Source organism: Streptomyces beijiangensis (assembly GCF_017315755.1).
GTDB lineage: Bacteria > Actinomycetota > Actinomycetes > Streptomycetales > Streptomycetaceae > Streptomyces > Streptomyces beijiangensis.
The window spans coordinates 45,035-58,809 of record NZ_JAFLRJ010000075.1; the positions used below are offsets into that span (position 1 = coordinate 45,035).

Annotated in this window: 9 protein-coding genes and 1 pseudogene; 4 read left to right on the forward strand and 6 right to left on the reverse strand. The window is 71.5% G+C overall.

What is annotated here, in order from left to right:
* Positions 1–67: 67 nt before the first annotated feature.
* Genes J0695_RS08735 through J0695_RS08750 form a run of 4 tightly spaced genes read right to left on the reverse strand, consistent with a single transcriptional unit; the run spans position 68 to position 5,229 of the window.
* A complete protein-coding gene (locus J0695_RS08735) occupies positions 68–1,201 on the reverse strand; it encodes a hypothetical protein (RefSeq protein ID WP_206961304.1) in 1,134 nt (377 codons plus the stop codon).
* Positions 1,198–3,195 (reverse strand): hypothetical protein, encoded by a 1,998-nt coding sequence (locus J0695_RS08740; RefSeq protein WP_206961305.1) that lies wholly within the window; start codon positions 3,193–3,195, stop codon positions 1,198–1,200. Before J0695_RS08740 ends, J0695_RS08735 begins: the two co-directional genes overlap by 4 nt.
* Complete coding sequence (locus J0695_RS08745) at positions 3,188–3,928, reverse strand: toll/interleukin-1 receptor domain-containing protein (RefSeq protein WP_206961306.1); 741 nt, start codon at positions 3,926–3,928, stop codon at positions 3,188–3,190. The genes J0695_RS08740 and J0695_RS08745 overlap by 8 nt, the downstream gene beginning before the upstream one ends.
* A gap of 32 nt (positions 3,929–3,960) precedes the next feature.
* Positions 3,961–5,229 (reverse strand): helix-turn-helix domain-containing protein, encoded by a 1,269-nt coding sequence (locus J0695_RS08750; protein ID WP_206961307.1) that lies wholly within the window; start codon positions 5,227–5,229, stop codon positions 3,961–3,963.
* Between the two features lie 195 nt (positions 5,230–5,424).
* Here J0695_RS08750 and J0695_RS08755 point away from each other — a divergent pair, with 195 nt between their 5' ends.
* Positions 5,425–7,566: a primosomal protein N' gene (locus J0695_RS08755; RefSeq protein WP_206961308.1), complete on the forward strand. Its 2,142-nt coding sequence runs from the start codon at positions 5,425–5,427 to the stop codon at positions 7,564–7,566.
* Positions 7,567–7,646: 80 nt separating this feature from the next.
* Here J0695_RS08755 and J0695_RS08760 read toward each other — a convergent pair whose 3' ends face one another.
* A complete protein-coding gene (locus J0695_RS08760) occupies positions 7,647–8,195 on the reverse strand; it encodes a hypothetical protein (protein ID WP_206961309.1) in 549 nt (182 codons plus the stop codon).
* Positions 8,196–8,425: 230 nt separating this feature from the next.
* Between J0695_RS08760 and fmt the strand changes: the two genes are divergently transcribed.
* On the forward strand, positions 8,426–9,358 hold the full coding sequence (fmt, locus tag J0695_RS08765) for a methionyl-tRNA formyltransferase (RefSeq protein WP_206961310.1): 933 nt from the start codon (positions 8,426–8,428) through the stop codon (positions 9,356–9,358).
* Positions 9,359–9,460: 102 nt separating this feature from the next.
* Positions 9,461–10,903: an RsmB/NOP family class I SAM-dependent RNA methyltransferase gene (locus J0695_RS08770; RefSeq protein ID WP_206961311.1), complete on the forward strand. Its 1,443-nt coding sequence runs from the start codon at positions 9,461–9,463 to the stop codon at positions 10,901–10,903.
* Here J0695_RS08770 and J0695_RS08775 read toward each other — a convergent pair.
* The gene (locus tag J0695_RS08775; protein ID WP_307798506.1) at positions 10,883–13,390 is read right to left on the reverse strand and encodes an MMPL family transporter; all 2,508 of its coding nucleotides are present in this window, start codon (positions 13,388–13,390) and stop codon (positions 10,883–10,885) included. The genes J0695_RS08770 and J0695_RS08775 overlap by 21 nt on opposite strands.
* Before the next feature lie 115 nt (positions 13,391–13,505).
* Between J0695_RS08775 and J0695_RS08780 the strand changes: the two are divergent.
* A pseudogene (locus J0695_RS08780) lies at positions 13,506–13,775 on the forward strand (molybdopterin-dependent oxidoreductase); the annotation flags it as partial.

Sequence of the window (13,775 nt, forward strand, 5' to 3'; positions counted from 1 at the left end):
GCGACCGGCAAACGCACGACACAGAGGCCCGGTACCCCCTCGGCGGGGTGCCGGGCCTCCGTCTGTCTCACTGTGGGAACAGGGACTCCGGTGGTGGAGGGGCGGCTGTGGGGCCCGTTCCCTTTCCCTCCCGCTCGGGTGGGCGCGGGCTGAACCGCTCCCGTATCTCTGCGGCCGGATCGCCTTCGACATGGCCCAGCAGATCGGTCACCTGATCGGCCAGCAGCGTGGCGACGGGGTCGTCCGGAGAGACCCCGACCGTGTGCAGGAGCCAGAAGAAGGCGGCTCCGGGGCCGGTGCCGGAGGGCGGATACAGCGATGCCGCTCCCGGTGGCCGGGGCGGCCCGTCGAGGCCGGGCGAGAAGGCCGGCCCACCGGCGGACGGATCGTCGGGGCCGTGTTCCGGAGGGCCCTCGATGAGGTGGCGGTACCTCTCGTCGATGTCCTGGTTGTTGGCCGCAGACGTGAGCTGGGCAAGCAGACCGAGGTCCTTCACCGCCTTGTCGACCTGGTCGTCATTGCGGTGCAGCCACCACACCATCGCGCTGCCGGTGTTCTTCAGTACGTCGTCGCCGAGATAGGTACGGCGGCTCTGCTCGTACTTGCGTTCGTGCTCCCACACCGCCTCGTCCTTGCGAACGGCTGCGAGTTTCGCGAGCCTGTCGCGGTCCTGGTCCGACAGGGTGAGCGTGACGTCCAGGGCCAGTGCCTCCACTCGGCCTGTGGCGTCGTCGGCCATCACTCCCAGCACCCCGTTCAGCTCGTGCTGCACGAGCGAACTACGGGAGGGCTTTCGGACCGCAGTCACCTGACGCGCCCGCTCCAGCACGGCGTCGACGGCCAGGCCGCTCGCGTTGATCGGCGCGGATCCGGTCGGTACGGGGACAGGACACCAACGGATCGTGGCCGAGAACAGAAAGTCGTAGTCCTCCGAGACACTCGGCAGCAGGACATCAGTGATCCGCAGCTCACGGCGCTCCAGCGGAGGGATGGGCAGATCGGGCTCCCGCAGAAGCTCCGTGGGGAACGGATCCTTGCGCTGGCCCGCGACATACACCGCCACGACGGGAGCGGCGATGAGTACGGCGCCCAGGGCGGCCCAGATCCAGGGCGGCCAGCTGCCGCAGATGCCCAGGATGACGAAGAGCAGGGCGGAGATGAGAGTGAGGAAGGCCGTGACGGTCTTCTGGCCGGAACTCATGGGGCTGTCGCCTCCTGCTGTGGAGTGACCCTGACGTGTGGGGAGGCGCGCATTTTCCGGAGCAGGACGGAGGGCAGTTCTGATGCCACTCCCTGACCTGCCGGCTGGCGAGCCGACCAGTCTCTGGTTACGCGGTAGAGAACACCGAGACGGTCGCCTCGTCGGTCGCACGCGGTGACGAGCAGATCGAGGAAACGGTCCGCGGCGTGAGGGTCGCCGCAGGCAGCTTCCAGCCAGGCCTCCGCGAGTGTCGTCCACTGCTCGTCTGCCGGGGCTCTGAGGACTGCCGTCCAGCAGACGAGCAGGTCGTTCCGTACGCCGGATTCGGCTATCAATGGGTGGGCTCGGATGCCGGGGTTGCCGAGCTGTTCGGGCGCCGCGAGGTCGAGGAAGAGCTCCGTGTCGGCCGCCCAGCCGCCGGACTCAAGACCCCGTGCCAGCCGGTTCAACATGCGTCTGTGCAGACGGTGGTCCTCGCGTACAAGAGCGATCAGGGCATTTCGCGCCTCGGCGGACGGCGGTTCCCGGCGTGCGAGGTGATGGAGCCGCACCAGCGCCGCTTCGGGATGGCGCACGGTCATGGTCTCGGCGCAGACCCCCACCAGGACCTTCCGGAAGGGGGCGGCGACCGGCCTCGTCGCCCACTCGTAGATCTTGTGCCGGAACTCCCCGCCGCACCGGCTGCTGTTCAGGCCGTACTCCAGGGCGTGGGCGGCACCTCGGAGCCGGGTGAGTGGGGGTGTACCGCTCTCGGGGGACGCCCAGTGTTTCGCGAGGTCGAGGAGTGTTGTGGCGTCGTTGGTGCTCAAACACTGCTCGGCGAACCTTTCGACCAGCTGGTCACGATTGCCGTCGGTGAGTCCGGGCAGGGACAACACCCTGGCCACCCAGTTCCGCAGAGGATCCCTGAGGTCGGGGAAGTTCTCCCAGACCTGGATACGGACGGCGCTGTCGTAGCCGATGGACTCGAAACGGGCCAGGCCCGCGGGACCGATCTCCGCTTTGATCGCGCCGAGCCGATCGGCAAGAGAGCGGCGTTCCAGCAGGTACCGCATGTGGGGGGACGCCTGACGGTCGTCGAGCAGCATCGCTGCTCCTTTGTGGACCGCGTCGGCGCGTGCACCTGACAGCATGGCGGTGGTGATGAGGAGGGCACGGGGTGCGCCCTTCCGAATCGTGCGCAGAGTCTCCACTGCAAGACGCGGCTGTTCCTGCAGACCTTTCAGTGCCAAGGCACACTGCTCGGTGAACGTGCCTGCCCTGTGCGCCGCATCGCAGAGGTACTGGGCGAAGGTTGCCACGTCCGAGAGACGGGGCGCCGTGCCGAGATAGGCCATGACGTCCGGCGGAAGGCGTTCGACCCCTCTGGGGTCACGGCCGGCGTAGCGCAAGTGCCGTCCGATGATGCTCAGTTCCAGCTCCCGTTCCGGAGGCCTGGAGATTTCACGGCGCAGATCATTGAGCTGGGGTGTGAGCAGATGCCGGGCCTCGGCGGGGAGGACGACCACCAGGCCCGCCCCCCGCTCCTCCACAGCCTTGCGGAAGGCCGAGAGCTCGTCCAAGGCGGCGGCACCCAGTCGCTCCCCGGAGGCCGCCAGGTCGAGCAGCAGGCGGTCGTCGTCGGCCACCACCTCCGGATCCAGCAGCAGGGACGATCCTTCTTCACGCTCCAGGAGGATCTCGTGCAGGGCACCCCCACCGGGCGGCAGCCTGTGCAGCAGGCACCGCGCCGTCGCATGCCTGCCGTCACCGTTCGCTCCGTCCAGGAGTACGGTGCGGCGGCCGACCAGAGTGTCGTACGCATCGGGATAGCCCTCGGGTTCGATGAAATGGCGGTCGAGCCAGATGAGTTCGCTTCTGGCGACAGCCCGCGGGGTCTGGCCGCTCGCATTCTTCGTCAGACTCTCCGGCGATATGAAATTGTTCTGGGTTCCTGAGCCCGTGTGCGTGGGGCCGCTCGACCCGCCGATCCAGGTTGCGGTGAACTCACTCACCGGGCTTCGCCTCGGATCGTCGCCCGCTGCCGAACTGCTGGTGTACTCCGCCGTGATGGTCCCCGGCGACGTACTGTGCTCCGTCGCCCGAGAGATGCGGCAGATGTTGATCGCCGGTGCCCGTGTGCACCGGGCCATGTGCCTCCCGGATCACGGTTCCACCGATGTCGCCCGTGATGTCCCTGGCCTGCACCGACCACTCGCCGACATCGCCCTGGACGGTGTGGTGCACCGAACCGGACTCCGGTACGGGAGAAGGCGCGTCGGCCCTGTCGGCGGCCGCCAGCTCCGGTAGGCGCTTTGCGAGGAAGTCACCGATGCGCAAGATGTCGTATTCGGCGTTCTGGGTGTCGAATCGCACCGAGTGACAGCGCGCCAGCTTGCCGAGGGCGCGCGGAAGCTGAGTTGAGTCCAGGCGGTCCGTACCGCGACCCACGAGGACAGGCACCACGGGGATCGCACAGCGGAACGCCTCCACGATCTCCTTGCGCACCCAGTCCTTGGGATCCTGGAGCCGGGGGGATCCGGCCCACTCCTTTCCGATGACAGCGATCAGCAGGGAGCTGCGTCGCACCGCGGTGAGGAGTTCGTCGTCGAAGAATTCTCCCGGTTGTATCGACTGGGACGCCCGGAAGATCCGCCCGGCGCCGAAGCGCCGGGTCAGATCCCGTTCGAGGGTGGTGGCGGTTTCCTCACCGTCGCCGGTGCGGTAGTTGATGAAGACGTCGGCCATGGCATGCCCTCCTAGGGACTGTGGGCGCGTTGTCAGCTGAGCGGTGAGGCGGGCGAGAGGACGAAAGTGAGCAGCGGGGACAGCTCGTGAACGGAGGGGTGGGAGGGGTGGCGTCCCAGGACGCGGGCGAGCCTGCGGAGGTCGTGCGCGATGGTCGAGGAGTCCACGAGGTGTGCGGCGTCCATGAGTTGTGCAGACAACTCGCATGCGTGCCTGATCTCCCCGGACAGCGCGTGGGCAAGAGCCTGCCGTGTGCCGTATCGGGCCCGGGTACGCAGCGCGCCCGGGGGGATGTGTGCCATCTCGGTGTCCAGGGCGGCTGCGGCCTGTACGGGGCGGCCCAGATCGAGCAGCGACCATGCGGTGACCATCGCCACCGGGTCGGCAAGATGGGTCGTACCGAGCACCGGACGGTCCGTGTCCATGGCGTCGTGGGACAGATGGACCCGTGCCCGGTCCAGGGCCCGCATACAAGCGCCGTAGTCCCCGGTGAGGGCGTGGCCCTGGGCTTCGCGCTGGGCGGCCAGGCCCAGAACCCTGGCGGGCGTCCCTCGGGACGGGACTGCCCGCGCCAGCGCGATGGTGTCGGCCGCATCGCCCTTGTAGTAGGCGATGAGTCCCCGGCGGACCAGTGCGTACGAGGCGAGCTCGGTCTCCCCGGCAGCATCGGCGAGGTCGACAGCGTGATCGGTCCAGCGTTGTGCGGCGGGCACGTCCCCGGATTCCTGGGCCATCCACCCGGCGAACTCGGCGTACCGTGCGCAGAGAGCGATCAGGCAACGACCGGTTCTCGGACCGCTGCGGGCCGCCAGTGCACGCAGAGCCCGAGTCTGCTCCGCCAGGGCGGGCAGTACCGCCGCGGGCGGTGCCGACTGACCGAGCCGACGGAACTGGTCGAAGAGGGACTGCCACACGTCGAGCAGCGTTCCGTCCGCGGTCCCCTGGGGCGCAGCGGTACCGCCGAACGCGGCCAGCCCGAGGGCGGACGCCATGCCGGTGGTCATCACGTCGCGCCGCCCTACGGTGTGCGGTCGCGGAGGAGATCCGGCGTACTCCGGGCCGCCTGCCGCGTTGTCCGTCGATGCGGGCCGTGGGAGCAGGGCCAGCAGAACGCCGTCCGCGTCCAACTGGCCGTCGCACAGGCGGGCCAGTTCCTCGGTCGGCCGCTTGTGCCCCGTCTCAACCTTGCTGAGCTGTCCCTTGCTGTAATGGACACGGTCCGAGAGTTGGGCCAGCGTCAGCCCGGCGCTCAGACGTGCCCGTCGTAACGCGCTGCCGAAGGTCTGCGGTCGTTCCAGCACATGTCCCCCTGGTGGTGTTGTGAGCCAGAGTCGGCTTGTCCGGCCGGCACGGGCAAGACAGTCCGCGGAGTTTCCCGTTTCCGGAACTGGAGGGAACCGGATCCGGGGAGAGGTGTCGAGAAGGGGAAACCAGCCACGTGGCTCGTGGCCCGCCGCTGATGGGGACTGTCAGTGGTCTCTGATAGGAATTCGGGTGTGAGCAGCGAGAACGAGCAGTCCGGGGGCCCTGGGGGCGAGGCGCCGGAGCAGCTTGCGCTGATTCGGGAGACCGTGCGGAAAGCCAAGGTGCCCAGGGCCAAACCGCGCACCTGGCGCGGGGCCGCGCTGGCCAAGGAGCTACCGGTGGCGCGGGTGCTGGTGAACAAGGGCGTGCTCCATCTCGACAAGTACTTCGACTACGCGGTTCCCGAGGAGCTCGACGAGGCCGCGCAGCCGGGTGTGCGAGTGCGGGTGCGGTTCGGGGCCGGGAACCGCAATGTGCACGACGGGCGGCGCGAGGGCGGCGGGCTGATCGACGGGTTCGTCATCGAGCGGCTTGCCAAGTCGGACTATGAGGGGACACTGGCCGCGCTGGCCGGGGTCGTGTCGGACGAGCCGGTGCTGAGTCCTGAACTGCTGGGGCTGGCGCGGGCCGTTGCCGACCGGTATGCGGGGAGTCTGGCGGACGTGCTGCAGCTGGCCGTGCCACCGCGCAACGCACGGGCCGAGTCGAAGCCGTCCCCCGAGCCTTTGCCGCCGCCGGAGGCTCCGGCGGCGGGTACGTGGGAGCGGTACGCGCAGGGGCCGGGGTTCCTGGCGGCGCTGGCGGGTGGTGGGGCTCCGCGGGCCGTGTGGACCGCGCTGCCCGGGCCGCACTGGCCCGACGAACTGGCGCGTGTCGTCGCGGCGGCGCTGGCGTCCGGGCGGGGGGCGCTGGTCGTGGTGCCCGACGGGCGGAGCGCGGCGCGGGTGGACGCGGCGCTGACCGGGGTGCTGGGGGAGGGACGGCACGCGGTGCTCACCGCGGAGGCCGGTCCTGAGAAGCGGTACCGGCAGTGGCTCGCCGTGCGGCGGGGGGCGGTGCGGGCCGTGGTGGGGACGCGGGCCGCGATGTTCGCGCCGGTGAAGGATCTTGGGCTGGTGGTGATCTGGGAGGACGGGGACTCCAGTCACAGCGAGCCGCATGCCCCGCTGCCGCACGCGCGCGAGGTGCTGTTGCTGCGGGCCGCGCATGACAAGTGCGCGTTCCTGCTGGGGAGTACGAGCTGCACGGTGGAGGCCGCCCAGCTGGTGGAGAGCGGCTGGGCCGCGCCGCTCGCCGCCGGCCGGGACCAGGTGCGGGCCGCGGCTCCTCTCGTACGGACCGTGGGCGACATCGATGTGGCGCGGGACGAGGCGGCTCGGGCGGCGCGGCTGCCCAGTCTCGCCTGGGAGGTCGTACGGAACGGGCTGAAGACCGGTCCTGTGCTGGTGCAGGTGCCCCGCCGGGGGTACGTACCGAGGCTGGCCTGCGAGCGCTGCCGTACGCCTGCGCGGTGTGTGCACTGCGCAGGGCCGCTGGAGGCCCCCGACGAACGGGCGCTGCACTGCGCGTGGTGCGGGCGTGGCGAGGCGGGCTGGCACTGCATCGAGTGCGGGAGCAATCGGCTGCGGGCGCAGATCGTGGGGGCGCGGCGGACCGCCGAGGAGCTGGGGCGCGCGTTCCCTGCCGTACCGGTGCGGACCTCGGGGCGGGACCATGTGCTGGACACCGTGCCGGGGCAGCCCGCGCTGGTCATCTCCACGCCGGGCGCCGAGCCGGTCGCCGACGGCGGGTATGCGGCCGCGCTGCTGCTCGACGGCTGGGCGATGCTCGGGCGGCCCGACCTGCGGGCCGGCGAGGAGGCGCTGCGGCGCTGGATCGACGCCGCCTCGCTGGTCCGGGGACAGGGCGAGGGGGGCACGGTCGTGGTGGTCGCGGAGCCCACGCTCAGGCCCGTACAGGCACTGGTGCGCTGGGATCCCGTCGGGCACGCGGTGCGTGAGCTGGCCGAGCGGGCCGAGCTGAGATTTCCGCCCGTGTCACGGATGGCGGCCGTGTCGGGGAGAGCGGAGACGCTGACCGAGTTTCTGGGCGCCGTCGAACTGCCGGGTGATGCCGAGGTGCTGGGTCCTGTCCCGATGCCGGTCGCCGATCCGGGCAGGCCGCGCAGGCCGGGGGACGCGCCGCCGGGGGAGAGCTGGGAGCGTGTGCTGCTTCGGGTCCCGCCGGGCAGCGGGGCCGCGCTGGCCGCCGCGCTGAAGAGCGCGCAGGCGGCCCGGCTGACGCGTGGCGACGATCCGGTACGGATCAGGGTCGATCCGCCGGACATCGGCTGAGCGGGGCCGGCCGTACTGCTGCTTTCGATACACCGCTGCCCCTGACCGTGCGGACACGGCAGGGGCAGCTGGTGAAAGGGTCAGCCGTTGCGCGGACCGGGGAAGGCGTTGGGGCGGAATTCCTCTCGCAGGGAATGGGTCCCCGCCGACGGCTGGGACGGCATGGCACGGGCGGCGGGGACCGCGGGGATCCCCGTACCGACAGGCATCGTGCGGGTCGGTGCGACGACAGGCGCCTCGGCCGTGGAGTGCTCCGGCTCTGCGGCGTCGACCTGCGTACCGGCGCGCCGTGCGCCGTAACGGCGGTGCACCGCCTGCTTGGTGACGCCGAGTGCGGAGCCCACGGCGTCCCACGAGAAGCCCAGCGAGCGGTCGAAGTCCACCGCCGCGGTCACCAGGGTCTCGACGCTGTCCCGCAGTTCCTGGGCGAGGCGGACGGTCGGGGCCGGAGCCCTGCCGTAGACGACGAAGCCCGTGGAAGGGCCGGAGCGGCGCGGGCGGTAGACGTTGCCCAGCTGGGCGGTGAGGGTGCGCAGTGCGTCCACCTGCCGGCGGACCCGCTCGATGTCCCGCACCAACAGGTGCAGGCTGGCCCGCGCTTGGGCGTCGTGGGTTGCGTGGTCGGCCATGAACAAGCCTCTCGAACCGGCGTTGAAAGGAATCGGGCCGCCGCTGCGGCCCATTTCGGTCAATCTCGTTTGACCAACGCGCTACCCGCTGTTGTGGTCACGCTGCGGGGGCGTATGGGCATATGCGAGGGGCGCGCGGCCGTGCGTACGCCCCCCAGGCCCGAGGCCCATAGACTGGTGCGCTGTTCGCCGTCGTACGCACCGGTCCGACCGGTCTGAGAGGTACATCAGTGAAACTCGTCTTCGCAGGCACCCCCGAGGTCGCCGTTCCCGCCCTGGACGCCCTGATCGCCTCCGGCCGGCATGAGGTGGCCGCCGTCGTCACCCGGCCCGACGCACCCGCGGGACGCGGCCGCAAGCTGGTTGCCAGCCCCGTCGCGCAGCGCGCCGAGGAGGCCGGGATCGAGGTCCTCAAGCCGGTGAAGCCGCGCGACGAGGACTTCCTGGCGCGGCTGCGCGAGATCGGCCCCGACTGCTGCCCGGTCGTCGCGTACGGCGCCCTGCTGCCCAAGGCCGCCCTGGACGTCCCGGCCCGCGGCTGGGTCAACCTGCACTTCTCGCTGCTGCCCGCCTGGCGCGGCGCGGCCCCCGTACAGCACGCGATCATCGCCGGGGACGAGGTGACGGGTGCCTCCACCTTCCTGATCGAGGAGGGCCTGGACTCCGGTCCTGTGTACGGCGTGCTGACCGAGGAGGTACGGCCCACCGACACCAGCGGCGACCTGCTCACCCGCCTCGCCTTCGCGGGTTCCGGACTGCTCGCCGCGACCATGGACGGCATCGAGGACGGCACGCTGCACGCCGTACCGCAGCCGCACGAGGGCATTTCGCTCGCCCCGAAGCTCACCGTCGAAGGCGCCCGGACCGACTGGGCTGCCCCGGCGCTCCGCGTGGACCGCCTCGTCCGCGGCTGCACGCCCGCGCCCGGTGCCTGGACCGTCTTCCGCGGCGAGCGGCTCAAGCTCGTCGCCGTCACGCCGGTGCCCGACCGCACGGACCTGGCCCCGGGCGAGCTCTCCGCGGCCAAGAACAATGTGTACGTCGGCACCGGTTCGCACGCCGTCGAACTGCTCTGGGTCCAGCCGCAGGGCAAGAAGCCGATGCGCGCGGCGGACTGGGCCCGCGGGGTGCGGATCGCCCCGAGTGAGACTCTCGGCGCGTAGCGCTGTCCGTGAGGGGGGCCGGGTGACGGGCGGGCATGTGGGCGCCGCCGAAGTACGCTGAGAGGGTTCGTCCCCCGACACCATCAGCGGAGCACCTTTCACGTGAACGACCAGCCTCGTAGCCGTCCCGCCCAGCAGCCGAAGGGGCACCGCCGCCCCAAGAAGGACCCGGTGCGCATCCTCGCGTTCGAGGCGCTGCGGGCGGTCGACGAGCGCGACGCGTACGCCAACCTCGTCCTGCCGCCGCTGCTGAAGAAGGCCCGGGACAAGGGCGACTTCGACGCGCGGGACGCGGCGCTCGCGACCGAGCTGGTGTACGGGACGCTGCGCCGCCAGGGGACGTACGACGCGATCATCGCGGCCTGCGTCGACCGGCCGCTGCGCGAGGTCGACCCGCCGGTGCTCGATGTGCTCGCGCTCGGCGCGCACCAGCTCCTCGGCACCCGTATCCCCACCCACGCGGCGGTCTCCGCGAGCGTGGAACTGGCGCGGGTGGTACTCGGCGACGGGCGGGCCAGGTTCGTCAACGCGGTGCTGCGCAAGGTCTCCGCGGAGGATCTCGAAGGCTGGCTGGAGCGGGTCGCGCCGCCCTACGACGAGGACGCCGAGGAACACCTCGCCATCGTCCACTCGCACCCCCGCTGGATCGTTTCCGCGCTCTGGGACTCCCTCGGCGGCGGCCGCGCCGGGATCGAGGACCTCCTGGAGGCCGACAACGAGCGGCCCGAGGTGACGCTGGTGGCCAGGCCCGGCCGCTCCACCACCGAAGAACTGCTGGATGTCGTGGGCGAGGACTCCGCGCTGCCGGGCCGCTGGTCCCCCTATGCCGTACGGATGGCCGAGGGCGGCGAGCCCGGCGCGATCGAAGCGGTGCGGGACGGACGCGCCGGCGTCCAGGACGAGGGCAGCCAGCTGGTCGCGATCGCCCTGGCCAACGCGGAGATCGAGGGCCGCGACGAGCGCTGGCTCGACGGCTGCGCGGGCCCCGGCGGCAAGGCCGCGATGCTCGCCGCCCTCGCCGCGAAGCGTGGTGCGGCGCTGCTGGCCTCGGAGAAGCTGCCGCACCGCGCCCGCCTGGTCGAGCGCGCGCTGGCGGGCAACCCGGGTCCGTACCAGGTGATCGCCGCCGACGGGACCCGGCCGCCGTGGCTGCCCGGATCCTTCGACCGGGTCCTGATGGACGTGCCCTGCACGGGGCTCGGGGCGCTGCGCCGTCGGCCCGAGGCGCGCTGGCGTCGCCGTCCCGGCGATCTGGAGGGCTTCGCGCCGCTCCAGCGCGGGCTGCTGCGTGAGGCGCTGAGCGCCGTGCGGATCGGGGGCATCGTCGGTTACGCGACCTGCTCGCCGCACCTCGCCGAGACGCGGGTGGTCGTGGAGGATGTGCTCAAGGGGCGCGGCGGGCAGCCGGTCGAGGCCGAGTGGATCGACGTACGGCCGCTGATGCCCGGTGTTCCGGCGCTGGGCGACGGTCCCGACGTACAGCTGTGGCCGCACATGCACGGCACCGACGCGATGTACATGGCGCTACTGCGGCGTACTGCCTGAGGCTGACGGCACCTCGGTCCTGCGGTCGGCGCCGGCGGCGTCCAGGGCCGCGGCGTCGTGGGCGAGGCGGTGCGGCCACCACACCCGTGGGCCCACGTCCAGGAACAGCGACGTGACCAGCACCGACCGTACGACGAAGGTGTCGAGCAGCACGCCCAGGCCGACCGCGAAACCGAGTTCGGCGAAGGCGACCATCGGCAGCGTGCCGAGCACCGCGAAGGTGCCCGCCAGGACCAGGCCCGCCGAGGTGATGACCGCGCCGGTCGCCGCCAGACCGGTCACCACACCCTTCCTGGCGCCCTGTCGGCCCGCCTCCTCGCGGATACGGGTCGACAGGAAGATGTTGTAGTCGATGCCGAGCGCGACCAGGAAGACGAAGACGAAAAGGGGCAGGTCGGTGCCCTCGCCCGCGTAGTCGAAGAGATAGCGGAAGACGAGGGCGCTGATCCCCAGCGCGGTGGCGAACGACAGCACGACTGTCGCGATCAGCAGCAGCGGTGCCACCAGGGCGCGCAGCAGTACGCCGAGGATCACCAGCACCACCAGCAGCACCAGCGGGATGATGAGCATGTTGTCGTGGCGGGTCGCGGCGTTCATGTCGATCAGGGTCGCGGTGGTCCCGCCGACCTCGGCCCTGGCAGCCGGGATGCCGTGCACGGTGTGCCTGAGCCGCTTCACGGTCTGCTGGGCCGCTTCGCTGTCGCCCGCGGCGACCGTGGTGGCCTCGAAGAGCGCGCGCCCGTTCACCACCGGTTTCGAGCCCGGGGGTACGCCGATGGACGCCGGGACCACGCCCGGATCCGCCGCCACTGCCTTGCGTACCGCGTCGGCCTGATCCGCATTCGCGATGACGACGACCGGGTCGCCGCTGCCGGCCGGGAAGTACTGGGCCTGGACCTTCTGGCCCACGACCGAGTCAGGGTTCCCGGTGAAGGCGTCGGCGTTGCCGATCCCGTCCGCACGCAGCTGCAGCAGCCCGAAGGACAGCCCGGCGAGCACCAGGGCGGTGACCACCCAGACGGCCCGCGGGCGCAGAGCGATGCGGTCTCCCGTACGCGCCCAGAAGCCGCTCACGGTCGGCTCGGGCGAGCCGTAGTGGGGCTTCACGGGCCAGAAGATCCACCTGCCGAAGATCACCAGCAGGGCCGGGAAGAGCGTCAGCATGGTGAGCAGGGCGATGGCCACGCCGATCGCGGCGACCGGTCCCAGGCCCCTGGTGGAGTTCATCTCGGCCGCCATCAGGACGAGCATCCCCAGGACGACGGTGGCGCCGCTCGCCAGGACGGCGGGGCCCGCACGGTGCAGCGCGAGCGCCATCGCCTCGTGCCGGTCCTCGTGCTTGCGCAGTTCCTCCCGGTAGCGGGCGACGAGCAGCAGCGCGTACCAGGAGTAGCCGGGCGTCATCAGCAGGAAGGCCGTCCCCGTCACCAGCAGGCAGCCGCGCCAGGGGCGCTCGGGGTCACCTCTGAACAGGACGAGGCCGGACACCGCCGCCATGACGACGATCACCGCGGGCAGCGCCCAGCTGTCGGGCAGGAGGAGCCGGAGCAGGGCGTAGCGGTCGCGGGCGCCCGCGTCGTCGTATCCCTCCTCCTGCGCATAGCCGCCGAGGTAGCCGAACACGGAGGAGCGGGATGCGAGGACGTACGGGAGATAGGTGAGGGCGACGACGGCCGCGGCCGGGACCAGTACGGCCGCCACCTCGCGCGGTCGGCGGCGCAGGACGCCCGGGAGGAGTACGGCGGGGAGGAACTTCACCGCGACCGCCGCGCCGAGCAGTCCGCCGCCGAGGGCTTTGCGGCGGACGACGGCGCCGATGGCGACGACCGCGAGGAGGACGCCCAGGGCGTCGGCGTGGGCGTTGTTGACCGCCTCGACGGGGACGGCCGGGCACCAGGCCCAGTAGGCGGCGTGGCGCGGGTCGCCCTTCCGTCGGCGGAGCACCAGCAGGAGGGCCGCGGTGGTGGCCGTCGCGAGGAGCACGCCGCCGACCTGGAGCGGCTTGTGGCGGGCTCCGGGCGGTGAGAGCTGATGGACGGCATAGAAGTACGCCTCGGCCACCGGGGGGTAGATGGTGTGCACCGAGGGTCTGTTGATCAGGGTGGGCCGACCGGCGGGGAAGAGCCACGGGTCGCGCAGTTTCGCCAGTTCTGGGGCGTTCGGTGCGTAGTCGTACGGTGAGATGCCCGCGGCCTGGACCCTGCCGTCCCAGGCGTAGCGGTAGGAGTCCGAACTCGTGCGGGGCGGGCCCGCCAGGCCGGTCAGTGCGACCGCGATCCCGCCGGCGAGCACCAGCGCCGTGACATGGCTGGCGGGCACCTTGCGCAGGGCGAGGGCCGCGGCGGCGAAGAGCACCCAGCAGGCCGCGTACCACCAGGTCAGCGTCGACTGCTCGGCTTCGGGGACGTCCCGGGCGAGGGTCGTGAGGAGAGTGGCGGTGAGCGCTGCCAGCAGCGCGGCGGCGAGCACGGTACGTCGGTTGATCACGCCGTCGAGCGTGCCACCCGGAGCGGTGCGGATGGGGGGCCGCGCCCGGGACGTCCGCGTTTCGTAAGGTGCGTATCGCGCTGAACGGCACCTCGTCAGGGGTGTGATGGGACGCATGGAACACTCACCGCCGCGGCCGGACTTCCGACGCCTCCTGCCGCGCTTCACGGGCCGGCTGCACGACCCCAGGACGGCCACGGCGATCGGCCGGTGGCTCGGGGCCGCGTTCGCCGTCTGCCTGGTCACCGGGGTCGTCAGCCACTATCTGCAGCATCCGCCGGGGGCGCTGGTGAATGTGCTGCCGAGCCGGCCCGTCTGGGGGTACCGGCTGAGCCAGGGGCTGCATGTGGCGAGCGGGATCGCGGCGATCCCGCTCGCCACATGC